Raw genomic sequence first — 24434 nt, forward strand, 5'->3', positions numbered from 1 at the left:
ACCGGGACTGTTTGCTTATTCGAAGACGGCGCCCGGATTGTCGAGGCTGTCGGACCCTTCAAAGGCGATCTCGTCCAACTCGAGCACCTTCACGACACGCTCGATCGAAGCGGTCTGGTCAACAAGGGCATCGACCGCGGCCTGCACGACGGCATTGCCTTCTGCATTGCCTTCACCGAGCATCTGGTCATAGGCCTCACCGCCTTCGGCGCGCGCCTTCATGACGTCGAAAGCCGCCAGGGTAGCGTCGAGCTTGGCCTTCATTTCTTCGGCCAGTGCCGGGTCTTTTTCCGCAACCATGTCTGCGAGCGAGGCGCCGGCAACATCATTGCCGAGCGGGCTCTTGTATTCGCCGAAATAGACATTCCGGATGCCCACGACGTCATTGTAGTGAGACATGTGTGTGTTGTCGGAGAAGCAGTCATGCTCTTCTTCCGGATCATGCAGCATCAGGCCGAGCTTCATGCGCTCGCCCGCCAGCTCACCATAGGAGAGCGACCCCATGCCGGTCAGGATCGTGGCGAGCCCACCGGCATCGCCCTTGCCGCCAAGTTCTTCGCGTGCTGCGCCACCCGGAGCCCAGGCAGCGGCCATTTCCTGCAGGTCGGAGATCAGAAGATCGGTTGCCGCCTGCAGATACTGGATGCGGCGTTCGCAATTGCCGCCGGTGCAGTTGGCGGTGTCGAAGTCGGTCGCCGGACGGCTGCCTGCGCCCGCATCGGTGCCGTTCAGGTCCTGGCCCCAGAGCAGGAATTCAATGGCGTGATAGCCGGTCGCGACGTTGGCTTCCACTTCGCCGGCTTCCTGCAGCGTGTCGGCCAGCAGTTCTGCGGTGATTTCGGTGGCATCAATGGTTTCGCCGCCGACCTTCAGCGTCGGATTGGCGATGACGTTGGCGGCATAAAAGTCATTTTCTTCAGACTCGTCACCATAAGAGGCATCGACATAGTCGATCAGGCCTTCATCGAGCGGCCAGGCATTCACCTTGCCTTCCCAGTCGTCGACGATGGCGTTGCCGAACCGGTAGGCTTCGGTCTGCTGATACGGGTTACGCGCCTCGATCCAGGCTGCCCTGGCCGCTTCCAGGTTCGCTTCGGTCGGCTCGGCGACCAGCTTGTCGACGGCTGCTTTCAGGGTCTTGGCAGTTGCCAGGGAGTCTGCGTATTTGGCCTGTGCAATATCGCTATAGGTCGACAGGACATCTGACGGGGCTGCGGCCATCGCCGGCGATACAAAAAGGGCTGTTGCGGCCAGGAGGCCAAATTTGAGTGATTTCATGGGTCCGTTCCTAACCATCGGAAAGCGCACCAATGACCGGCAATGGCATGCTTTCTTGAAATGCGGGAAGTGCGATTGCACTGGGAATGGATCGGTGTAACCATTTCATGAGGGTAAAAGTCAAGTTAATAGTTTAAAAAAATCAGTACTTTAGAAACATTCCAAAAAGTTAACTTTGAAATGTAAGTTTTTATACGCATGTCTAGGCCCTAAGCTAGGCATCAACACTTTCGTGCTATGGAAAGTTAAGGACAGCAATGACATGATCCGGTGAAGAACTGACTTGCCGGGCACCGCCCAACGGGGACCAAAGAATGCTCAATGCGCTGAAAAGCTTTGTTCGGGAACTGACCTTCGGTGACAGCGGAGAAAAGACCTTCGCCGAGGACGACAAGCGCCTGGCTGCAGCCGCACTACTGTTTCACCTGATCGATATCGACGGCGTCATCGAAGAGTCGGAAAGCTCCAAGTTGCGGGAGATCCTGCAGAAGCACTATGACCTCAGCGACAAGGAAACCACGGAACTGATCGCAGCCGCCAAGCAGCGCGACGAGGAAGCCGTGGACCTTTATGGCTTCACCTCGGTGCTCAAGCGCACAACGGAAGAAGAAGAGCGGCTCGCAATCGTCGAGATGATGTGGGAAATCGTCTATGCCGACGGCCATGTGCACGAATTCGAGGACAACACCATCTGGCGTGTGGCCGAACTGCTCGGCGTCTCGACACGCGACCGGATGACACTGCGCCACAAGGTGGCCCAGACGGCGCCTGAAGACGAGGCCTGATGCGCGAGATCAAGGCATAGGCGCCGTGCGAATGTGCAATTTGCCCCTCGACGGGACTCGATTTCTGCGCGCCGGTCCCCCATACTAAGCACATGCTTTTTCAGCCCGATCCAGTCAAGAATCGCCCCAAAATCCTGGTCATTCTCCATCAGGAGCATTCCTCTCCCGGCCGGGTCGGCCAGGAACTGGTCAAGCGTGGCTTCGCCCTCGACATTCGAAAGCCCCGTTTCGGGGACAGTCTGCCTGAGACCATGGAGCAGCATGCCGGCGCCGTTATTTTTGGCGGCCCGATGAGCGCCAATGACCCGGACGCGTTTGTTCAGAAGGAAATCGACTGGATCAACGTGCCGCTAAGGGAACAAAAGCCCTTTCTGGGCATCTGCCTCGGCGCCCAGATGATGGTCAAGACACTCGGCGGCACCGTCAGCGGCCACGGCGATGGCCTGGTCGAGATCGGCTATTATCCGCTGCGTCCGACAGAAACCGGAGACGCCCTGATGGACTGGCCGAACAAGGTCTATCAGTGGCACCGCGAAGGCTTTGATCTGCCCAAGGGGTCGGAACTTCTGGCGACCAGCCCGACCTATCCGAACCAGGCCATCCGGCATGGCCCGGCAGCCTACGGCATCCAGTTTCACCCGGAACTCACGCATCAGATGATGGTCAAGTGGACCACCAAGGGTGCTCCGCGCATGGAACTGCCCGGCGCCCAGCAGCGCCGCGACCATTTCGCGGGACGGTTTGTCTATGACCCGGCCGTCAGGAAATGGCTTGATCGCTTCCTGGACCTGTGGATCGGCACTGCGGCGGCACCCGTGGAGCACAGCCTCCTCAAGGCGGCGGAGTAGGTTTTCAGATACTCCGTCGCCCCTTGGATCTGTTCAGCCCGCCGGTTCGATCTCACCCGGACGCCAGGTCTTTTCGAACCAGGCCTCTTCGGGACCATAAAGACGCAGGATCGCAAACCAGCCCTTGCCGGCCACGGTCTGCACCCAGTTATCTTCCTTGCCGGCCGGCGCTTCCGGACCGAAATGCAACGTCACCGATCCATCCTCGTTTTCGACAAGCTTGTCTCGTTTGTTGTTCTTGCTCGGGAACGGCTGGCTGGTCTGCAGTTCCGATCGTGTCTGAGGATCGTAGACGACCACAGACCAGAAATCCTTGGCCGGCGCATTGGCCGGTATGGTCAGGGAGTAGCTGTTTGACCCGTCGAGGAATGCGCCCGAACTGTCGGTGACGGTCAGCGCATATTGAGAGCCCTTTCCGGGGATCTTGAGCACCATCGCGGGCGTGTTGACCGTTGCCATATAGAAAAACATGGTCCTGGCATCGAGATAGCGACCGCCCCTGCCCTCGTCGCGCAGCCACTCCCAGCTGCCACCGATAAAGGCCGTGAACCAGCCGCTGTTCTCATAAAGATAGGCAGCCTTGTCACGCGGCTTGAGCCAGATCGTCCGCGCCGTCGCATTGCCGATGGCAACTGCTTCGGTCAGGATCTGTGTCATGCGTTCGTCAGGGGCAAAGTCCTTGCCCTTCTGGATGCCGATCGATGCCGCAAGACCGCGCAATTCAGGATCGAAGGTCGAAACCGGTTCCTTCTGCAGAACCGTGTTCAGCTCGTTGTAGAATTCGAACGTGTTGGCATGGATCGTGTTGAAGACCTTCTTGGAGGCGTTGACGAATTCCATCTGCGGTGGTGACGCCTTGTCCTTCAGCGGATAGATCTTCAAGCCGTCTCTGTAGGCAGCAACGGCCGCATCGGTCTTGCCGTCCACCAGGAAGCCACGCGCGATGAACCAGTTGATGTAGCTGGTTGATTTCGAAACAAAATAGGTCTCGTCCTCCACCTCGGCCTCGTATCCGCCCACCGGAGGGTCGAGGTCGCCGTCATAATCGGGCGGCAGGATCAGATATTTGCCCCCCTCGCCCTTGTCCGGTCCCGGAACACCCATGTCGGTGACAAACCGGAAATAGGCGTCGTTCACGGTGGTCGGGCCCTGGCCCTTTGGCACTTCGATCACGGTGGGGCCGTCCCGTCCGAGATCGAGAATGGAGGAGGCGTAGACCGTATCCGTGTTGCCGGTCAGAAAGAGCGGATTGGAATCCATCAGCTCCTCGAACACGGCAACCTTGTGCGCCTGATTGACACCGATCGTGTCCATGCCCCGGCGAATGCCCTCGATGGAGGTCGCCGGGATGAAATTCAGGAACACTTCGACGCCGCGCATGAAATCGAGCGTGTCATACATCAGCGCGCTGGTTTCCGGGGTCGGCCGCCCGTCAACGAACTTCAGCGTACCGAACCGCGTCTCGACCTCGTCCGGGGTCAGAATGTCCTGCGGAATGGGCGTGTTGTAGCCGGGCAGCTCGACCAGCTTGTCGGAGGCCTGGGCTATGCCTCCGTGGAAAAAGAGACAGGCTGCAAGCGATAGTCCAAACCGTTTCATGAAATCCTCCCGGGATGCCGGCGCACAATTAAGCGCCTTCCGACAGGAGTATCTGGTCGCCTCTCGCAGGAGATCAACCGACTGGCCCCACATACCTCGGATTTGGTGAACGAGGTCCGGCGAGCGGTCTGCCCTTCATTCGGTCAGGATTACCTGATCCGGGCCTCTTCGGCCGGATAGCCGAGACCGCCTTGTTCGCCGAAATTTCCCTGGTGGCATTCGCTGCAGGCGGTGATGACATCGACGGCCTGGGGCACGCCGCCGGGCGAGACCATCATGTAGAACCAGTCATCGGTGTCCGGCGATGTTCCTGCCGCCACTTTCTCCATCAGGAAAAGCGGCCCTGTCGCGACCTTGCCGTCATCATCGACAGCAAAGGATTCCTTGGCGATCCTTGTTCCGGCCGGGATCTGAACGTTTTCGGGCTTGTATTTCAGGTACTCCTCCTCACCCACGGAATTCACATAGGTGACCAGGAACCGGCCACCATGAAATCCAGGCGCTGCCGGAAAGGCGCTGGCAGCTGTCCATCCGGGATAATCCCTGACGAAGTCCTCCGGGATCCAGCGTTTGGCCCCTGTCTGATATCCGGCCTGCAATTCGGCCTTCAGACAATCGTAGACGGATTGCGCCTGGTCACCGGTCAGCTCGTAACCGGGCACTTTGACGTCACAGGCAGCATGAGCGGTGGGCGGAAGAAGCAAGACGGCTAGTGCGCCGCCCAGACACGCAAGACTCAATTTCATGGGTTTTCTCCTCAAAGCTGACGTCTCTTGCGAGACCTGGCTTCTGCAGCTTCCCGCCACAGGGAGAACCGGTTCAAATCACATGCCCGGTGTTGGAATGTGACCTCTCGTGAACCGCACGAATTTGGCGTTAAGGATCATACCAGTAGCGAGCGGGTCGCAGAAACGTGCGGCCCGCTCACCTTTGCTCGATCAGCTGTCGAAGACGACCAGCAGGTCCTTGGCGTCGATCTGGGCACCCGGAGTTACCAGCACTTCCTTGACCGTGCCGTCCCGCTCCGCATGAAGCGCGGTTTCCATTTTCATGGCTTCAATGGAGACCAGCACGTCGCCTGCCTTGACCTCCTGCCCGGACGCCACAGCGACCGTGGAAATCACGCCCGGCATCGGCGCGCCGACATGGGCTGCGTTGCCATCTTCCGCCTTGCGCATGGCAGCAGCGCCGGTGGCGCCATGGGCGCGATCCGGAACCTTGACGTTGCGCGGCTGGCCGTTGAGCTCGAAGAACACCTTCTTCTCACCCTTTTCGTCCGTTTCGCCGATGGCCTGGCAGCGCACCACCAGCGTCTTGCCTGGTTCGAGGTCGACAAAGACCTCGTCGCCCGCGTCCAGACCGTAGAAATAGACCGGTGTCGGCAGAACCGACGTCGGGCCATATTGCTGGTAGGCCTTGTCGAAATCGGTGAAGACCTTGGGATACATCAGGTAGGAGGCGAGTTCCGCATCGTCGATCTCGTGCCCGGTTTTCTCAGCCGCTGCAGCACGCTCGGCGTCAAGATCGGCTTCGGCCAGGAGCGAGCCGGGACGCACCACGATCGGCTCTTCGCCCTTCAAAACCTTCTTCTGAAGGGCTTGCGGCCAACCCCCGGGCGACTGGCCCAGGTCACCGTGCAGCATCTTCACGACACTGTCCGGGAAGGCCACGTCCTTGGCCGGGTCCTGGACGTCCTCGACCGTGAGGCCCTGGCTGACCATCATCAGCGCCATGTCGCCGACCACCTTGGACGACGGAGTCACCTTGACGATGTCTCCGAACATCTGGTTGGCATCGGCGTAAGCCTGGGCGACCTCATGCCAGCGGGTTTCCAGACCGAGCGAACGGGCCTGTTCCTTCAGGTTGGTGAACTGTCCGCCCGGCATTTCGTGCAGATAGACCTCGGACGCGCCGAAGCGCAGGTCGCTTTCAAATGCCCGGTACTGTGCCCGGACCGCTTCCCAGTAGAAGGAAATCTGGCGGATTGTCTTCGCATCGAGGCCGGTATCCCGCTCGCTGCCGCGTAAGGCTTCCACGATGGAACCGAGGCAGGGCTGAGAAGTCAGGCCGGAAAGGGCATCCATGGCCGCATCAACCGCATCGGCGCCAGCCTCAACGGCGGCCAGAACCGTGGCTGCGGCAATGCCGGACGTGTCATGGGTGTGGAAGTGGATCGGCAGACCGACTTCCTCTTTCAACGTCCGGATCAGGACCCGGGCAGCCTCCGGCTTCAGAAGACCGGCCATGTCCTTGATGCCAAGGATATGGGCACCTGCCGCTTCCAGCTCCTTGGCCAGCCCGACATAGTATTTCAGGTCGTATTTCGGCCGCGCGCTGTCCAGCATGTCGCCGGTGTAGCAGAGCACGCCTTCACAGAGCTTGTTGGCTTCCTGAACCGCGTCCATGGAAACGCGCATGTTCTCCACCCAGTTGAGGCAATCGAACACGCGGAAGAGGTCAACCCCGTTCTCCGCCGCCTGGGCGACGAAGAACTTGACCACATTGTCCGGATAATTGGTGTAGCCAACGCCATTGGACCCGCGCAGCAGCATCTGCAGCAGGATATTGGGCGCCTTTTCACGGATCTGGTGAAGGCGCTCCCAGGGGCTTTCGGTCAAAAAGCGCATGGAAACGTCGAAGGTGGCACCGCCCCAGCATTCCAGAGAGAACAGGCTCGGCAGACCGGCCGCATAAGCATCCGCGATGTTGACGATGTCGTGACTGCGCATGCGGGTCGCCAGGAGAGACTGGTGTCCGTCACGCATGGTCGTGTCGGTGATCAGCGCCCGCTTTTCCGCCTTCATCCAGTCGGCAAAGCCCTTCGGGCCGAGCTGATCAAGCAACTGCCGTGTGCCGGCCGGCTTGTCGTCACCGAAATCCGGGATGACCGGTGCGGCCACGTCTTTCGGCGGCCGCTCGCGCGACTTCGTTTCCGGATGACCATTCACCGAGACGTCGGCAATGTAAGTCAGGAGCTTGGTGGCCCGGTCCTGGCGCTTGGTCTGCTCGAACAGAGCCGGCGTCTCGTCGATGAAGCGGGTGGTATAGGCATTGGCCTTGAAGTCGTCATGGCCAATGATGTTTTCCAGGAACACCAGGTTGGTGGCAACGCCCCGGATCCGGAATTCGCGCAGGGCACGGTCCATGCGCTTGCGCGCATCTTCGGCCGTCGGCGCCCAAGCGGTCACCTTTTCCAGCAGTGGATCATAGAAACGGGTGATCACGGCGCCGGAATAGGCCGTGCCGCCGTCAAGCCGGATGCCGAAGCCGGTCGCGCCGCGATAGGCGGTGATGCGGCCGTAATCCGGGATGAAGTTCTGCTCCGGATCTTCGGTGGTGATGCGGCACTGAAGGGCGTGACCGTTCAGGCGGATTGCGCCCTGTGCCGGCACGCCACTTTCCGGAGTGCCGATTTTCGCCCCTTCGCAGATCTTGATCTGTGCCTGGACGATATCGATGCCGGTCACTTCCTCTGTCACCGTGTGCTCGACCTGCACCCGCGGGTTGACCTCGATGAAATAGATCGAGCCCGTATCCGCATCCATCAGGAATTCGACGGTGCCTGCGCCACGGTAGTTCACCGCCTGGCCGATTTTCAGACCGTAGTCACACAATTCGGTCCGTTTGGCCTCGTCGAGATAGGGAGCCGGTGCCCGCTCGACCACTTTCTGGTGACGGCGCTGGATCGAGCAGTCGCGCTCATAAAGATGGACGACGTTGTCACCATCGCCCAGGATCTGCACTTCAACGTGGCGCGCCCGCTGGACCAGCTTTTCCAGATAGATCTCGTCCTTGCCGAAGGCCGCCTTGGCTTCGCGCTTTGCGGCCAGGACTTCCTTTTCCAGCGTCGCTTCGTCCGGGATGACGCGCATGCCGCGGCCACCGCCCCCCCAGGAAGCCTTCAGCATCACCGGATAGCCGATTTGAAGCGCCTGTGTCTTGATGTCTTCAATGTCATCGGGCAGCGGGTCCGTTGCCGGCATGACCGGAACGCCCGCCTCGATGGCGAGATTACGCGCCGCGACCTTGTTGCCGAGACGGCGCATCGTGTCCGATTTCGGGCCGATGAAGGTGATGCCGGCGGCCTCGCAGGCATCGACGAATTCCGGGCTTTCCGACAGAAGGCCATAGCCAGGGTGAATGGCGTCAGCGCCAGCGTGTTTGGCAACACGAATGATCTCGTCAATGGAAAGATAGGCTTCGATCGGGCCAAGGCCCTTGCCGACCTGATACGCTTCATCCGCTTTGAAGCGGTGCAGCGCCAGCTTGTCCTGTTCCGCATAGATCGCGACTGTTTTCAGGCCAAGTTCATTGGCGGCCCGGAATACCCGGATCGCAATTTCCGATCGGTTCGCAACGAGAATTTTTGTTATCGCCAAACGCCCATTCCCCCTAATTTTCGACAAACAGTCTTGCCGGTTTCGGCAAGATTTCTACTTTGGACGGACGCTCTTGAAAAGGGGCAGAAGCTATGTCCTTTTTTTAACTTGGAAAATATTTTTGCGCCTGCGCTGATAACTGTAGGAAATCCAACGCCAAATTGATTTAAACCCTGAATTCGTGTCGCATTCAGATAAATTTGCGGCGCAGCAATTTTGCCGTCAAAACCCGCGCTCAAGGGGCAAAATGATGATTTCGCGGCAAAATGGTTCAATTCGGGACAGCTTCCAGAGGCACGCCACCAGATTACGCCCGTTCAATCTGGCTCGCCTATGAACGCAGCGCACCCCACCCACTAGATCTTGTGAGAACAAAATTCGAACAGCCTCGAGTCACCGATTCGTCCGAGATTCGTTCACCCTGTGTCCTAAGGTAAAGGAGGCACTCCTCAATGGTCAGAAAGCTGTTTACCGAAAATTATCTATTGACAGCGATTCCGGGCAAATCGCCCGACAATCGCATTCACGACTCAAACCTCTGACGCGATTCAGGATTTCGTAGCGTCAAGTGTCCAGCAAACCACATCTGGTAGGGAACAAATCCTGAATCACCAAGAGTCAGCGATTCGGTTTCGGTTTGTTCCAGAGTCGTTCTCCACAATTTATTTCCAACCGGGAAAAGCTGACCTTTTGGCCAAAAGAGTAACGACATGCCCGCCTTGCCTGTGCTAGACACGCGGCACCATATATAGGTGCCAGCCTCAGGGCGCCTGCCTTTAAGAAAGCCGATCACAAGCACTTACATGCCCCGTCTCCAAAATCTGCCGCTGCCGCCGTCTGCCCGGTCTCGCACAGTGACGGCCGTGCTTGGCCCCACGAACACTGGCAAGACCCACCTCGCGATCGAACGCATGCTGGCACAGCCATCCGGACTGATTGGCCTGCCCCTGCGGTTGCTGGCCCGCGAGGTTTATGGACGGGTCGCGGACCGGGCCGGCCCCGAAGCCGTGGCACTGATCACCGGTGAAGAGAAGATCATCCCGGAAAAACCGCGCTTCTGGGTCTCCACCGTCGAAGCCATGCCGCTCGACCTCAACACAGAATTTGTCGCCATCGACGAGGTCCAACTGGCGGGCAATCTCGACCGGGGTCACGTCTTCACCGACCGTATTCTCAATTTGCGCGGCCGGTCCGAAACGCTGCTCCTGGGAGCGGCCACAGCCCGTCCCCTTTTGGAAAAACTGCTGCCCGGCCTCAATGTGGTCACCCGTCCGCGCATGTCGGTCCTGGAATATGCCGGTTCGAAAAAGGTGTCGCGCCTGCCCTCGCGCTCGGCGATCGTGGCTTTCTCTTCGGATGAGGTCTATTCGATCGCGGAGCTGATCCGTCGGCAACGTGGCGGTGCCGCGGTGGTGCTCGGCTCCTTAAGCCCGCGCACCCGGAACGCGCAGGTGGAACTGTTCCAGAACGGCGATGTCGACCACCTGGTGGCGACCGATGCAATCGGCATGGGATTGAACCTCGATGTTCACCACATCGCCTTCGCCGGCAACCGCAAATATGACGGTTATCAGTACCGCCAGCTGACCCCGTCCGAAATGGCTCAGATCGCGGGCCGGGCCGGCCGCCACACAAAAGACGGCACATTCGGCGTCACCGGAAGGGTCGATCCGCTGGACGATGAGCTGATCGAACAGATCGAAAGTCACCGGTTCGACAGCCTGAAAGTGCTGCAATGGCGCAACAGTGCGCTGGATTTTTCATCCGCGAATGCATTGCGCCGCAGCCTCGACGCGGTCCCGGCAGAAGAAGGTCTCGCTAGGGCACCTACTGGCGACGACATCACCGCGCTTGAACATTTGTTGCGCGATTCCGCAATATCCGGAATGGCAAAGGGTAAAAAATCGATCGAATTGTTATGGGACGTGTGCCAGATCCCGGACTATCGTAAGATCGCGCCCGCGAACCATGCCGAACTGTTGAACACCATTTACACCCATCTGATGCAGGACGGCGCCATTGCCGATGACTGGTATACCCGTCAATTGGCCTTCGCAGACCGCACGGATGGTGATATCGACACACTCGCGAACCGGATTGCCCATATCCGGACGTGGACATATGTCGCCAATCGTCCCGACTGGCTGGCCGACCCGGCCCACTGGCAGGGGGAGACGCGCGACATTGAAGACAAACTATCCGACGCCCTTCACGAGCGTTTAACGCAGCGCTTCGTGGACCGGCGTACAAGTGTATTGATGCGACGTTTGAGAGAGAACGCAATGCTGGAAGCGGAAATTACATCGAGCGGCGATGTGCTCGTTGAAGGTCAGCACATCGGGAATCTGCTTGGCTTCCGGTTTGCCCCCGACGCGGCGGCCGAAGGACCGGACGGAAAAACGGTACGGGCCGCAGCCCAGAAAGCGCTGACGAGCGAAATCGAATCCCGTGCGGAGAAGTTCGGCAAGTCGGAGAACGCCGACTTCGTGCTCACCGCCGATGGCACCATCCGCTGGCGCGGGGAACCTGTCGCCAAGCTGGTCGCCGGCGATGAGGTGCTGGCACCGACTGCATTGCTTCTGGCAGACGAACATCTGACCGGTCCGGCACGCGAAACGGTTCAAAATCGCATGGACCTCTGGGTCAGGGCCCAGATCGACACATTGCTGAAGCCGCTGGTCGACCTGAAAACTGGCGAAGGCCTAGAAGGTCTGGCACGCGGTATCGCCTTCCGCATCGTGGAAGGCCTCGGCATTCTGGAACGCCAGGACGCTGCCGATGAAATCCGTCAGCTGGATCAGGACATGCGCGCTTCGTTGCGCAAGCACGGGGTGCGCTTCGGCGCCTATACCGTGTTCGTTCCGGCGCTGCTGAAACCTGCTCCAAGCCAGCTCCTGGCACAGCTCTGGGCTCTGAAACACGGCGCACTGGACATGAACGGCATGGCGGAGCTGCCGCAGCTGTCGGCGTCCGGCCGCACGTCCATTCCAGTCGACGAAAGCATCGACAAGGCACTTTACAAGGTTGTCGGTTTTCGCGTCTGCGGCCCGCGCGCCGTGCGTGTCGACATCCTGGAACGTCTGGCGGATCTGATCCGTCCGCTGATCGCCTGGAAGCCGCTCGACGCCGAGGTCAGCCCTCCGGAAGGTGCCATCGAGACAGGTGGCGGCTTTACGGTGACCGTCGCCATGACCTCCCTGCTCGGCTGCGCCGGCGAGGATTTCTCCGCTGTGCTGAAGTCGCTCGGCTACCGCGTCGAGACCAAGGAAGTCCAGCGCCCGGTCGTCGCCAAGCCGGCTGTCGAAGAAACCACGGCTTCCGAAGCTGCCGCGGAAACCGAAGCTCCTGCAAGCGACGAAGCAACGGAAGCGGCAGCACCGGACGCTCCGGAAGCAGCGGCATCCGAGGCTGCTGATGAAGCGGCAACCACAGATGCACCGGTTGCCGAGGCCACCGAGGCTGAGAGCCCGGCCGAGGAAGCACCGGCCGCACCGGTTGCTGAAGACGCGAGCGCTGTCGGAGCCGGTTCTGACGCAGAAGCGAGCGATGCTCCCGCAGCAGTCTCCGCTGGCGCCGGAGAAGCCGTTGCCGACAGTTCCGCCGTGGCTGCAGACGGCGAACTGGAAACGGTGACCATCGAAATCTGGCGCCCGGGCCGTCATGACCGCCGGCCGCGCGGTCGTTCCGATCAACGCCGCGGCGACAACCGCAAGGGCCAGGGGCCGAAAGGCAATCGCGACGACAAGCGCCATGGCAAAGGCGGTAAGGGCGGACCGAACCGCAATCGCGGCGCCCAGGGCGGCAAGGGCTTTGATGGCGGCAATCGCCGTGACGGAAAACCGCAGCGGGACAAGCCGATCGATCCCAATTCGCCTTTTGCCGCGTTGATGGCGCTGAAAGCGGACCTGAGTAGCAAGGACAAGAAGTAATTCCGGCACCGGACACAGATGCTGCCACCGGCAGCCTGCGCATCGACAAGTGGCTCTGGTACGCCAGGGTCACAAAATCCCGGTCGCTCGCGCAAAAGCTGGCGACATCAGGTCATGTCCGGGTCAATCGCGACAAGATTTCTTCCGCCAGCAAGACCATCCGCACAGGTGATGTTCTGACCGTCGCACTGGACCGGCGCATTTTGGTGCTGAAGGTTTTGGCACTGGGCGCACGCCGCGGACCTTATGAAGAGGCCCGCAAACTTTACGAAGACCTGTCGCCCCCACCGCCTCCAAAAGAAGCGCCGCCACCGCTGCCGCCCGGCCAACGCGAGGCTGGCTCGGGTCGTCCAACCAAGCGCGACCGGCGCAAGCTGGACGCCTTGCGGGGGGAAGACTGACCTCTGTTCCCTTGCGAACGGCAAAAACAGAAAAACTTTCTCTTCTTGCCGCTGACTGCGTCATCCAGAGCGCTTGCGCCAAAGGGACAAAAACGATACCCAACTGCAACGCGAGACGATATACCTGCCCGCGACAAGAGCGGCCCGAAACTGATGACCGGAACTGTGGCTAACGGCGCGACCCAGTTAAACCGCACCGGCACCGAATGAGGATTGAGATGACCTACGTCGTCACAGACAATTGCATCAAGTGCAAATACACCGACTGTGTTGAAGTCTGCCCGGTCGATTGTTTCTATGAGGGCGAGAATTTTCTGGTGATCAATCCGGACGAATGCATCGATTGCGGTGTGTGCGAACCGGAATGCCCGGCAGAGGCCATCCTGCCGGATACGGAGCCAGGCCTTGAAAAATGGATCGAAGTGAACGCCGAATACTCCGAAAAATGGCCTAACATTACCGAAAAGAAAGATCCTCTGCCTGAGGCGGAAGAGTTTGACGGTAAGAAAAACAAGTTCGAACAGTATTTTTCGCCAAATCCCCCGGCCTGATTCGGCGACGACACGAATTTGCTGCACTGCGACAAGTCGCCCACGCAAGGCAACAGGCGGTGTTTTTGCGAATAATTTCAGAAGCCTGACGGACAGCTTCCGCTAGGTTAACTGTGCTGTTTGCGCACCTGCAAAGCACAACACTTTAATTTTCCACAAAAGTATGTTACATATAAGGACTAGTCGCCAACCACGAGAAAAACCCCCAAAACGGAGTTTGTGAAATCCTGTCCCGGGCCTGACCAACCGGACGGAGCAAGCTTCCGGCAGCTCATATGACTGATCAAGGTTCTAAAGTGGAAATCGACGACTGACCAGCCCTGACACGCCGCATATCAACAGGCGTTCCACCTTGGATCGCTCGGCGGGCTTCGTGTCGCATAAGAACAGAGGACCGCGCCGCGGTCCGACACCGGCCCGAATGGGGCCGATAACTGCGCAGGAGAGAATACGAGTATGGCAACAAGCACCAAAAAGACCGCGCAGCGCCAGGGTTTCAAAACCGGCGAGTACATCGTTTATCCGGCACATGGCGTCGGCCAGATTACCGCCATTGAAGAGCAGAACGTTGCAGGTCACTCTTTGGAGTTGCTCGTTATCGTTTTTGAACAGGACAAGATGACCCTTCGTGTCCCGGTCGCGAAAATCGCGTCCGTCGGCATGCGCAAGCTTGGCGACCCGGCGGCCGTCAAGAAGGCTCTCGAGACCGTACGCGGTCGCCCGCGCGTGAAGCGCACCATGTGGAGCCGCCGCGCCCAGGAATATGAAGCCAAGATCAATTCTGGCGACCTGATTGCGATTTCCGAGGTGGTTCGCGACCTTTACCGGTCCGAGAGCCAGCCGGAACAGTCCTATTCCGAGCGTCAGCTTTATGAAGCCGCGCTTGATCGCATGGCTCGTGAAATTGCCGCGGTTAACAAGTGCTCGGAAACCGAAGCAATCAAGCAGATCGAACAGAACCTGGCAAAGTCTCCCAGCCGCATGAAAGCCGCAGCCGAGGCAGCCGCTGAGGAAGACGACGACAAGGAAGAAGAAGCCGCCTGATCTTAAAGCGGATTGTTCTTTTCGACAGGAGAGGGCCCGGAGATTTCCGGGCCCTTTTGTGTTTCCAGGCCGCACGATGTGCACGCGTTCACGGGAATTTGCAAAAATTGTGCCCCAACGGCAGGCATAAGTGATCTAACCTGAGCTCAGGTACGTAGTAACCCCGATAACACATCGGAGTGGCGAACATGTCCATGAGCGAAAAACGTCAACTTGTGCGAGCCGCCATGAAGGCGCCCTATCTCACCCGTGAGGAAGAGCTTGATCTGGCGCTTCGATGGCGGAATGACCGCGATGAGAAAGCGCTGGAAAAACTGTCGCTTTCACACATGCGCCTGGTGATTGCCGTAGCGTCGCGCTTTCGCAACTTCGGACTGAACCTGGGCGACCTTATTCAGGAAGGTCATGTCGGCCTCCTGGAGGCTGCTGCCCGTTTCGAACCGGAACGCGAAGTCCGGTTCTCCACCTACGCCACCTGGTGGATCCGCGCGTCGATCCAGGACTACATCCTGCGCAACTGGTCTATCGTACGCGGCGGCACCTCGTCCTCGCAAAAGGCTCTGTTTTTCAATCTGCGCCGGCTGCGCGCCAAGCTCTCCGGCAACCAGACGCCACTCACCGACAGCGAATTGCATCAGAAAATCGCCGATGCGATCGGCGTCAAGCAGTCCGATGTTGCCCTGATGAACGCTCGCCTGTCTGGACCGGACACGTCGCTCAACGCCCCGATGACCGACAGCGAGGGCTCCAGTGCCGATCGCCAGGATTTCCTGGTGTCGGATGCACCGCTCCCCGACGAGATCGTCACTGGCAACATCGACACTGAACGGCGCCGCCGCTGGCTGACTTCTGCACTTGAGGTCCTCAGTGAGCGCGAACTTAAAATCGTGCGTGAACGTCGTTTGTCGGAAGAAGGTGCAACGCTCGAATCCCTCGGTCTGAAACTCGGGATTTCAAAGGAACGCGTGCGCCAAATCGAAAGCCGCGCGATGGAAAAACTGAAATCCGCGCTTCTGGCGGCCCAGCCCGACAAGGCCGTTTACAGCGCCTGACCCCATCCAAGCTGCCACTGATACGGGGAGCCGCGAGGCTCCCCTTTTTTGAGCACCGTTCATCGCGTATCGCAGCATCTGTGGTTCCCGGGAAGGAGTTCCGGGGTCGGCAAAACACTCGTGGTCAAGCGGAGACAATCCCACTGTCCCGCTCCAATAGGGGGACGCTGGCGTTACGGTCTGCACGCTTAAAGCGACTGCGCTAGTCCACAACCAGCTTGATGGCCGTTCCGGCCGGAATGGCTTTGTCAGCGCTCAGGTCGTTCAAGATCGTGAAGAATTCCAGCCGGCGGGACGGCTCCACGCCGCTCATGCCGACGGCCAGCTTGCGCGCCGTGTCGCCCGGTTTGGACTGGACGACCTTGATCCGGAGTGACCTCAGGCGCGCGCGTTCCGTGGGCGACAGCTGCTTGAAACTGTTGACCGTTGCCTGAAAATCCCGGTCGAAGCGATCACTTGGCGAACGGCTGGCGAAGATGAAACGGTAGCCCGTGCGGCCGATGCGCACGACTGCGATGCGGAAAGACCAGCCTTGTGTGATCGCAGCCCCGGTCACTGCGGGCAGACCGTTGATCGTGGTTTCCCGCACGCTTTCCGGTAACAAGCCATTGATCCAGCCGGAATTCATATAGTCCCGCAAGCTGGAATAGCCGCTGACATCGGCACCGTCGAAGCGGATCGCCGTGCCATCGCCATTGCTGGCCAGAACTGCCTCCGGGGTGTTTTCCAAAATGTAACCGGGTGGCACGGTGTAGCCGATGCCAAGTGCCTTGTGCAGGAAGGACCGGCCGCGCACGAAACCTTCCAAAGGATCGTCACCGAAGAGCATGCCGTTGATCTGGCTGAGATACCGGTCCCGGTCGCGTTCACCGATGCCAGGTGCCCCGATCTGCCGGGCCGCGCGGATCGCAATCTGCAGTCGCTCCGGCGTCGACGGGTGCGAGGACAGGAAATCCGGCGCCGAGGACCCGGATTTATCGGCCGACTGGTAGCGGGCGAAGGCTGCCATAGAGCGCAGGAAACGGGCTGCCGCGTAAGGATCGTAACCGGCTCTTGCCAGCGTTTTGACGCCGATATCATCAGCTTCCAGTTCCTGGACCTGACTGAAACGGGCGAAGGACAATTGCGATGAGATGATCGCCTTGCGCGCCTCTTCTGAATCTTGCACGACATCGGTCAGGATCCGGTTGGCCAGTTGTTTGGCCTCTGCGCGCTGTTGCCTCTTGATCGCATGGTTCGCCGTGACATGAGCCATTTCATGCGCCAGCACCGCCGCCACTTCCGATGTGTCATTGGCAAGCGCCAGCAGGCCCCGGGTGACGTAAAGATAGCCGCCCGGAAGCGCAAAGGCGTTGATGGCCGGCGAATTCAGGATCGTGATCTTGTAGCTCTGGGACGGGACTTCGGATGCTGCCACCAGACGGCCGACGACGCTGGCAACGGCCCGCTCGGCGCCCGGATCCTTATAGACCCCGCCATAGGTGGCCACGACCCGCGGATGTTCGCGTTCACCGATATTGGCGGCAAGGTTCGGCCGCAACGTGCCGGGCGAGACCGTGCCGACGCTCGGCCCGTCACCCAGCAGCTGGCAGGAGGCAATCAGAAGGGTTGCACCGGCAACGGCAAGCAGGCGCAACCGGCCGCCAATCGACGCCGGTGCCGCGTCCTGGCGCGCTCCGTTTTGCGAGTGCTGCCGGATATCAGTTGTTGCCTTGGCGCTCACGTCCTGCCCTTTTGTCTTCCAGCACCACCAGTTGCTCCGGATTTCGAAGCGCAATATGCGGCCCGTCCCTCAGTTCGACGACACCGCGCAACTCGACGACGCGGCCGGCCAGCCCGTCCAGATGCCAGCCCCGACGGGCGAGCGCTGCGTTGAAGTCATCCTCGTCCGAGACCCGCACGGTGCCCGTCACATCCGTTTTCCAATATCTTCCGAAATTCAGATAGCGGGTACTGCGGGTTTTTCCAAGGGAAACAACACGCCCGCGCGCAATCACATAGCGTCCCTCAGCATCGGCAAACGCATCAGGCCTGTCCGTCCGATAGGCCAGGCCTGCGCCTCCTTCCCGCCAAAGGCCGGTGCTCTCCTGACGCGCCCGGCCCTCCGCCCGGCGCAGCGCTTCGGCACACCCCGCTTCGGCGTGAAGCGGTGCAAAGAAGGCCGCACCCTGCTCCAGCAGGCTACTTTGCCAGATCTGAAGGCTCCCGTCCCGGCGCAGGATGATCCAGGAAGGCACCCGGCCCCACCGGTCTTCCGAACCAGCCGGCACTGCCAGCACGTCCGTTTCATTCGCCGGCCAGACGGCAGCGTGCGATGTCTCGGCACTTTCCGGAATTCTCAAGTCACTGGCTCGGAACGAGGTGCCGTCCTCTGCTTCGAAAAGCAGCTCTTCCCCGGCAGGGTGCACTGGGATGGCAGTGGCCAGATCTATGGTGCAGGCATCAAGTGCCTCAGCGGCAAATACCTTGCCAGGAGCCAGGAAGACTGCAAGGCCAGCCAGAGGCATCACCAGCAGCAGGGATAACATTCTGGCCAAACGGGATGGTACCGGGCGCAGAGACGCACGGCTGGCAGAACCAATATTCCCCGGCCCTTTCGGCACTGGCCCACCCCTTAGCCAATTCAATGGGTCACCCCTTGTCCGGGCGCTCACCGGGATGGCGGCGACTGGTCCCGAATAGCGGTCACGACGAGTGTTCCTTGCTACGCACGGAATAAGGCAAGTCCAAGACAGGAGCGCAAATTGACGGGATGCACCATGAGAGGCCGGTCGTACGGGGCAGCCTCTGTAAACCGCAATGCCGCCACACTGGGTCTCGCCTTCGCCGCCAAATCATGCTAATCGGCTTGCCGTACGGCCCCGTAGCTCAGCAGGATAGAGCATCAGATTCCTAATCTGAGGGTCACAGGTTCGAATCCTGTCGGGGTCACCATTCTATTGCATTTTCCTTGATCCGGTTTGCAGACCGCTAGTGTCTGAACGACACTCGGGCACTTTGCCGTGCCGGTTAGCTGCTGCAGATCCGCCAATTGCAAGGGCCAGTCCCTGTCTTTCCAAATGTTGCTTCTCAGTTGTTTAAGCGAGAGGTGCAATCCCGGCTATTAGCGTCGCCTTCATTTTTGTTGCGTTTACTTGCCGAGATCAGATGAACTGGCAGAAAGATAAGCCATGCGAAGCTTATCCTGACATTTCGAAAGAGTGTTGGCTTGCCCTGACGCTGCGCAACAGCAAGTGAGACGAAAATGCATTTTGAAGTCTTCGCTATCGGAACTGCCTTCGTCTTCGGGCTCGCTGTGCGGCAGATCGGCCTGCCCCCGCTGGTCGGTTTCCTGGCCGCGGGCTTTTTCATCAATTTCATCGGACCGGGCCTTGGCATGCCCGTCGAGACAGGACCCATTCTCGAATATGTCGCAGAACTTGGCGTCCTGATGCTGTTGTTCACCATCGGGCTGAAACTGAAGCTGCGTCAAATCACCGAACCTCAGGTGATTGGCGGCGCCGTGATTCACTTCGCCGTTTCGATTGCGCTATTTGCCCCGATTGTCCGGCTGCTGTTCACCAGCGACTGGATGAGCGCCCTGCTCATCGGCATTGCGCTCGCCTTCTCGTCAACGGTGTTGTCCGCCAAAATATTGGAAGCAAAGCGCGAACTGGGCACGTTTCATGGCCGGACAGCCATTGGCATCTTGATTGTCCAGGACATCCTCGCGCTTGTGGTGCTGGCGATCTTTGCCGGTAAACTGCCCGGCCCATGGGCGCTTTTGATCTTTGCCACCCCTTTATTGCGGCCACTGCTGTTTCGCTTGCTGGACCTTGCCGGTCACGACGAGGTTCTGCTTTTGACCGGGATGATGCTCAGTCTCGTCATAGGCGGCGTCGGTTTCGAGATCATCGGCTTGAAGGGCGAGATCGGTGCGCTGGTCATGGGGCTCTTGCTCTCCGGTCACCCGAAGGCCAGCGACTTGTCAAATTCGCTTTGGGCACTCAAGGAAGTCTTCCTGATCGGTTTCTTTCTCTCCATCGGCATGTCCGGTCTGCCGGACTGGAACGCGCTGACCTTTGCGCTGGTCCTGGGAGTTCTGTTGCCGCTTAAGGGTGTTCTGTTTTTCTTCGTCCTGATTGCTTTCAAACTACGAGCGCGAACGTCTTTCGTCACGGCCTTGTCTCTGACCGCCTACAGCGAATTCGGGCTGATCGTGGCGGCAGGCATCCCCGCCGCGCAGGACTATCTCGTGCCTTTGGCCATTGCAGTGTCGGTCTCGTTCCTGATCGCTGCTCCGCTGAACCGCTTCGCCCATCCGATCTTTGAGCGTTTTGAGGCCCGGCTGCAGCGGTTTGAGCTCTCGGCGCGTCACCCGGACGAACAACCAAAAGATCTCGGAACCGCCGATGTCATCGTGTTCGGAATGGGCCGCACCGGAACCGCGGCTTACAACGCACTGATCGAAAAGGGCTGCAAGCCGATCGGCCTCGACGCCGATGTCTACAAGGTCCAGGGACACGCGAAAGCTGGCCGAAACGTGATCTTCGCCGATGCGGAAGACAGCAATTTCTGGCACGGGGTCGACCTGAAGGGCATTTCAGCCGCGGTTCTGGCAATGGACGACCTGGAAGCCAAACTGATTTCGGCCCGGATGCTGCGCGCAAGCGGTTTTTCAGGAACGATTGTCAGTCATGCGCTCCATGCCGATCACGTTCAGCAAATCACTGATGCGGGTGCCGACCAGACTTATCTGACAATGCAGGAGGCAGGTCAGAGCCTGGCTGCCCATGCCATTGAACCGAACCTTACGCGCAACGCTTGAGAAACGCGGCTTGTTAGTGGTCTTGACTGCCACAGGACGCGCATACGGACTGTTTCAATACGACATTCAACTCTTCAAGGTCGACCCGGATGGTTTCTTGAACCGGAGCTGGCGGGTGTTTGAGAACACCCTCGAGAAGGCCGTGCCCGAACTCGAAGTCAAAACCCGGCCTGTCGGGTTGCCGAGTTCCGTCAGATCCGGGCGTTGCAATGCCGGTTTTTTGCGGGACTTTCACCCGGCAAGCGGTCAAGCAAGGTTGACCCTGGGATGCTTCACGCAAAAATCTTGCGCGATTGATCCTGGATAGAACGCGACCGCGCAGAAAAGGAATCCAAAACGACAGCTTCGAAAACTTGACTCATAACACGGGAGGGCATTTTCTACTTTTGGCTTTATTTTTACGCCCTGTTTAGCTTTAATTTCAAAAGTCAATTTTGAAGAGCCGCCTTCAAAAAAGCACGTCATGCTTGAGCATCACCAATTGATTGCCAAGGCGGCTCTTGAGATTGTCTTCGGGGCGCCTGTTTTCAGCCCTGGTCAAATTCATTCAGTTTAGAAGATAGAGGAAGTTCGAGATGACTCGTCAGAATTACGGCCCGCTCAGTGTGCAACGCAAACCCGCAAACAGTCAGATCGTCGTTAAGTTAAAGCACAGCGGCGCAACACGAGGCGCTCTTCGCGCTGCTGCAGACGATGGAGTTGTTTCCGAAGACCTCGGCGCTTTTAACAGGTTGCTGGAAAGCAGCGACGTGGAAGATGCCGGTCCGATATTCGATGATATCTCCGACAGCTCCTTCAGCGGTATCCGCCGTATGGCATTGGCGGCTGTGGAGGAAAAAAACGAAGAACTGGCGGGTCTGAATGCCCTGACCATGCCAAGCGAGCGTCACGCCAAAAAGGCTCTGTCGGACTTGGAAAAAGATCCGATGATTGAGTTTGCATATATCGCCCCGGAGAAGTTTCCGCTAGCCGCTGACCCTTTGCTCAATCGTCAATGGAACCTGGCGGCCATCGAATTGTTCAAATCCGAAACTGCGGCCAGTTTTCCGGATCCAAGCAACGTGATTGTGGCGGTGATTGATAGCGGTATTGATCCCAACCATCCCGATTTGACAGGCACATTTCAATCCAATCTCAATTTCACGGGCAGCGCACAAAATGACGACACGAGCGGGCACGGCACTCATGTCACGGGAACAATCGCTGCGCTCATCAACAATGCAAGGGGTGTGCGTGGTATCATCGACAGTCAAAGCATCATGTCGTTGAAGGCGCTGTCGCCTTATAATGCTCCCGGCTATTACCGAGCACTGCGTCACGCGATAACCAGCGGCGCAAAAATCATTAATCTCAGCCTGGGTGGTGGTTTCGATCCGACCGAAGATATTCTGATCAAGCAGGCAATCCAAAATGACATTGCAGTTGTTGCCGCCATGGGCAATGACAAATTGAGCGGAAACCCGACGAGTTATCCGGCGGCAATTGCAGACGTTATTGCGGTCGGCGCGACCGACGAGACCGACACCATTGCCGATTTCAGTCAAACGGGAACACATATTGATCTGGTTGCGCCCGGCGTGAATATCCTGAGCACGATACCGACTTACCCGTCGTCAATGGCTGGTGGAACCAACTATGAAGCATGGCCAGGCACATCCATGGCTACGCCTCATGTGAGCGCTGCCATCGCCCTCATGATTGCCAAAGACCCGTCTTTGACCTTGAGCCAGATCCGCAATCACCTGGTGCGCAGCGCCGACAAAGTCGCAGGGGCGACCGGTTTCTCATCGACCTATGGTCACGGACGGCTTAATATTCGCAAAGCTTTGGACAGGATCTAGGAGATCAGAAACCGTGGCTGACAATCCGGCCATAATCGTGAAGTTCAAAACTCAAGCAAACCAATTGGCCAGTGCGAACCGATTGAATGAACTGGTGGGCCAGGCCGCTGAAAGGGTTGAACCGGTTTTTCCGGGCGACGACAGCGATGAGCTGGGCGCAGTGTTCGAAGTGCGGTTGAACGACTTCGCAAATTCGCAGCGGATTCTTCACGAACTCGAAACTCTCGATGAGATCGAATACGCTCACGAGCCAGCCAAACGAAAGCCGATCTGATTTGGACCCGATTGGAACCCAGACCCAGTCATACAGGGTCTGGGTCAGAATGGGTGATTAGGGTTTGTTAAGCGCGCTGGCAAGTCTCGTGGCATTTACACAACCGCCGTGAGCTTGAACGACATCGCCGCCAAGCACTTTGCCGCTATTGCCTTCAAACAATGCGTAGCTCGCCGAAGCACCGCCAGAATAGTAAAGCGGCATTTTCCCAAGCCCAGTCAAAAGGTTCTTTTTGATAATGTATCCACCACCGCTTGATTCCAGCCTGACGAGAAGCACATGCCTTGATTTGCAGGCCTGTTCAACCGCAAGTTCCTTCATGATGGTCTGCAATTGATTGCCATCGCCAGAAGCTGAATTGAGCGAGTTGATAAAATCGTCGTAAGACTTGAGCGCCGCGGTCAGCTTCGCGAGATCTTGGTTCAATCCGGTAATTTCGTTGGCATTTTCCGCTACGCCGGCATCGGTCAACGATTTGATTTTGCCTTCAACCTTTTGGACTTCTAGGGAAGTCTGCATTCGCATTAGCTCAAGTTTTTCGAATTCTCCTGCCAGCTCTTTCATCGCAGCGCCGTCGGGATCACTTTGATAAACGAGCGGCAAAGTGACATCTGCGCCCTGCTTTTTCAGGGCGCCCGCAGCGCAGAATACGAGCATTGAATCATCAAGTTCAACATCGACATCGCCGACGGTATAGTCGGTTTTCAGGTACCCTAAAATATCCGACACAGCTGTGAGCCCGGCCGAGATAGTCGCTGGAAGGGCGACCATTGCCGCAGCTCTTGCCGCTGCGGGTTCACGCTTCTCGGCGCTGACACCTGCAGCACCGAACCGTTTTTCGATCAGCGAGATCTGAAACCGAAAGCCTCGCAACGCGACAAAATCGGGAAAGGTCTTCGCATCAAAAACGGCGAAATTGGCCGAATCCTTGGAAACCTCTGTTACCGAGTCGGCTATCTTGACAGCGCATTTTTTCAGCGCAGCAGAAGCCAGCAGGGCCGCCTCGGTCTTTCCGACGCCATCGTTTGCTGTGACAGTGCCTTTATAGGACCCAGGCGTCGTAGTGCCGATATACTTTGCCAGAAAAGCCTCTTGCCGCTTGTCTGCCAGATTTTTTTCGCTTTCTGCCAGCTTGGTATTCAGCTCGGTTTCACTGGTGATCTGCTTGAGTTTCAGTGCCATTTCAGCATCGTGCCGAGCCTCATCAGCCTCGATACGAGCTTTGTCGGCATTGTGGCGGGCTGTTTCAGCCTCGAACTTGGCCTTCTCTGCTTCGAGCTTGGCAATTTCCGGATCTTTAATCTGGTCGGCAGTTGTTTCATCATTTTCTTCTGTCATAGCAATAGTCTCTTTTTTGAATGAATAAATTGCGGCATTATTCACCGCAGCTGAAATCAGCGAAAGATTTGAGCCCATCGACAATTTAGATATGAGCTCAAGAGTTCTTATGGATGACTAAATAGTGTATTTAGCACACCTTATGATAGCAGATTTTCCAGAGAAGAGAAGATATGCACTTACCTGGGCTTCCAGGCGTTTGAAGCCAAAAGGGAATACGAAGAGCAAACTTCTCCCGATACGGTCCAATCCGAACTCGAATTCGTTCTCATCTGAACCGTCAACGAAATTGAGGACACGAATTCAGG

18 protein-coding genes and 1 tRNA gene are annotated in these 24434 nt (G+C 58.3%); 11 read left to right on the top strand and 8 right to left on the bottom strand.

The genetic code is table 11. From position 1 onward, the window contains the following. Positions 1-15: 15 nt before the first annotated feature. Positions 16-1278 carry an imelysin family protein gene (locus ACO6TG_RS14020; RefSeq protein ID WP_422378736.1) on the bottom strand — a complete coding sequence of 421 codons (1263 nt, stop codon included), beginning with the start codon at positions 1276-1278 and terminating at the stop codon, positions 16-18. A gap of 314 nt (positions 1279-1592) precedes the next feature. Between ACO6TG_RS14020 and ACO6TG_RS14025 the strand changes: the two genes are divergently transcribed. Beyond that, entirely contained in the window at positions 1593-2063 is a 471-nt protein-coding gene (locus tag ACO6TG_RS14025; protein ID WP_422378737.1) for a TerB family tellurite resistance protein, read from the top strand. Between the two features lie 92 nt (positions 2064-2155). Next, positions 2156-2911 (top strand): glutamine amidotransferase, encoded by a 756-nt coding sequence (locus ACO6TG_RS14030; RefSeq protein ID WP_422378738.1) that lies wholly within the window; start codon positions 2156-2158, stop codon positions 2909-2911. 33 nt (positions 2912-2944) lie between these two features. Here ACO6TG_RS14030 and ACO6TG_RS14035 read toward each other — a convergent pair whose 3' ends face one another. From ACO6TG_RS14035 to ACO6TG_RS14050, 4 genes are all read right to left on the bottom strand, one after another. Further along, positions 2945-4510, bottom strand: a complete 1566-nt coding sequence (locus ACO6TG_RS14035; protein ID WP_422378739.1) for a DUF1254 domain-containing protein — start codon at positions 4508-4510, stop codon at positions 2945-2947. Positions 4511-4659: 149 nt separating this feature from the next. Further along, entirely contained in the window at positions 4660-5256 is a 597-nt protein-coding gene (locus ACO6TG_RS14040) for a hypothetical protein (RefSeq protein WP_422378740.1), read from the bottom strand. A 192-nt stretch (positions 5257-5448) separates the two neighbouring features. Beyond that, positions 5449-8889 carry a pyruvate carboxylase gene (gene pyc, locus ACO6TG_RS14045; RefSeq protein ID WP_422378741.1) on the bottom strand — a complete coding sequence of 1147 codons (3441 nt, stop codon included), beginning with the start codon at positions 8887-8889 and terminating at the stop codon, positions 5449-5451. Beyond that, positions 8880-9164, bottom strand: coding sequence for a hypothetical protein (locus ACO6TG_RS14050; protein WP_422378742.1), 285 nt, complete (start codon positions 9162-9164; stop codon positions 8880-8882). Before ACO6TG_RS14050 ends, pyc begins: the two co-directional genes overlap by 10 nt. Positions 9165-9692: 528 nt before the next feature. Here ACO6TG_RS14050 and ACO6TG_RS14055 point away from each other — a divergent pair. The 5 genes from ACO6TG_RS14055 to ACO6TG_RS14075 all read left to right on the top strand — a co-directional run bounded on the left by ACO6TG_RS14055 (position 9693) and on the right by ACO6TG_RS14075 (position 15866). Then, positions 9693-12818 carry a helicase-related protein gene (locus ACO6TG_RS14055; protein ID WP_422378743.1) on the top strand — a complete coding sequence of 1042 codons (3126 nt, stop codon included), beginning with the start codon at positions 9693-9695 and terminating at the stop codon, positions 12816-12818. Then, entirely contained in the window at positions 12818-13219 is a 402-nt protein-coding gene (locus ACO6TG_RS14060) for an RNA-binding S4 domain-containing protein (protein WP_422378881.1), read from the top strand. Before ACO6TG_RS14055 ends, ACO6TG_RS14060 begins: the two co-directional genes overlap by 1 nt. Positions 13220-13437: 218 nt before the next feature. Further along, the gene (fdxA, locus tag ACO6TG_RS14065; protein ID WP_422378744.1) at positions 13438-13770 is read left to right on the top strand and encodes a ferredoxin FdxA; all 333 of its coding nucleotides are present in this window, start codon (positions 13438-13440) and stop codon (positions 13768-13770) included. 456 nt (positions 13771-14226) lie between these two features. Beyond that, positions 14227-14814 (top strand): CarD family transcriptional regulator, encoded by a 588-nt coding sequence (locus ACO6TG_RS14070; RefSeq protein WP_422378745.1) that lies wholly within the window; start codon positions 14227-14229, stop codon positions 14812-14814. A gap of 188 nt (positions 14815-15002) precedes the next feature. Further along, positions 15003-15866, top strand: a complete 864-nt coding sequence (locus ACO6TG_RS14075; protein WP_094074859.1) for an RNA polymerase factor sigma-32 — start codon at positions 15003-15005, stop codon at positions 15864-15866. 202 nt (positions 15867-16068) lie between these two features. Here ACO6TG_RS14075 and ACO6TG_RS14080 read toward each other — a convergent pair whose 3' ends face one another. Next, the gene (locus tag ACO6TG_RS14080) at positions 16069-17514 is read right to left on the bottom strand and encodes a M48 family metalloprotease (protein WP_422378882.1); all 1446 of its coding nucleotides are present in this window, start codon (positions 17512-17514) and stop codon (positions 16069-16071) included. Between the two features lie 52 nt (positions 17515-17566). Further along, positions 17567-18394 (bottom strand): hypothetical protein, encoded by an 828-nt coding sequence (locus ACO6TG_RS14085; RefSeq protein WP_422378746.1) that lies wholly within the window; start codon positions 18392-18394, stop codon positions 17567-17569. A 329-nt stretch (positions 18395-18723) separates the two neighbouring features. On the opposite strand from ACO6TG_RS14085, the gene ACO6TG_RS14090 reads away from it, so the two are divergent. From ACO6TG_RS14090 to ACO6TG_RS14105, 4 genes are all read left to right on the top strand, one after another. Further along, a tRNA-Arg gene (locus tag ACO6TG_RS14090) sits at positions 18724-18800 on the top strand. Between the two features lie 310 nt (positions 18801-19110). Then, the gene (locus ACO6TG_RS14095) at positions 19111-20673 is read left to right on the top strand and encodes a cation:proton antiporter (protein ID WP_422378747.1); all 1563 of its coding nucleotides are present in this window, start codon (positions 19111-19113) and stop codon (positions 20671-20673) included. Between the two features lie 575 nt (positions 20674-21248). Next, on the top strand, positions 21249-22514 hold the full coding sequence (locus ACO6TG_RS14100) for a S8 family peptidase (RefSeq protein ID WP_422378748.1): 1266 nt from the start codon (positions 21249-21251) through the stop codon (positions 22512-22514). Positions 22515-22527: 13 nt separating this feature from the next. Beyond that, positions 22528-22788 carry a hypothetical protein gene (locus ACO6TG_RS14105; RefSeq protein ID WP_422378749.1) on the top strand — a complete coding sequence of 87 codons (261 nt, stop codon included), beginning with the start codon at positions 22528-22530 and terminating at the stop codon, positions 22786-22788. A gap of 57 nt (positions 22789-22845) precedes the next feature. Here the strand turns inward: ACO6TG_RS14105 and ACO6TG_RS14110 are convergent, their stop codons facing one another. Continuing rightward, complete coding sequence (locus ACO6TG_RS14110) at positions 22846-24204, bottom strand: hypothetical protein (RefSeq protein ID WP_422378750.1); 1359 nt, start codon at positions 24202-24204, stop codon at positions 22846-22848. Between the last annotated feature and the right edge of the window lie 230 nt (positions 24205-24434).

The organism is Roseibium sp., assembly GCF_965233565.1.
GTDB lineage: Bacteria > Pseudomonadota > Alphaproteobacteria > Rhizobiales > Stappiaceae > Roseibium.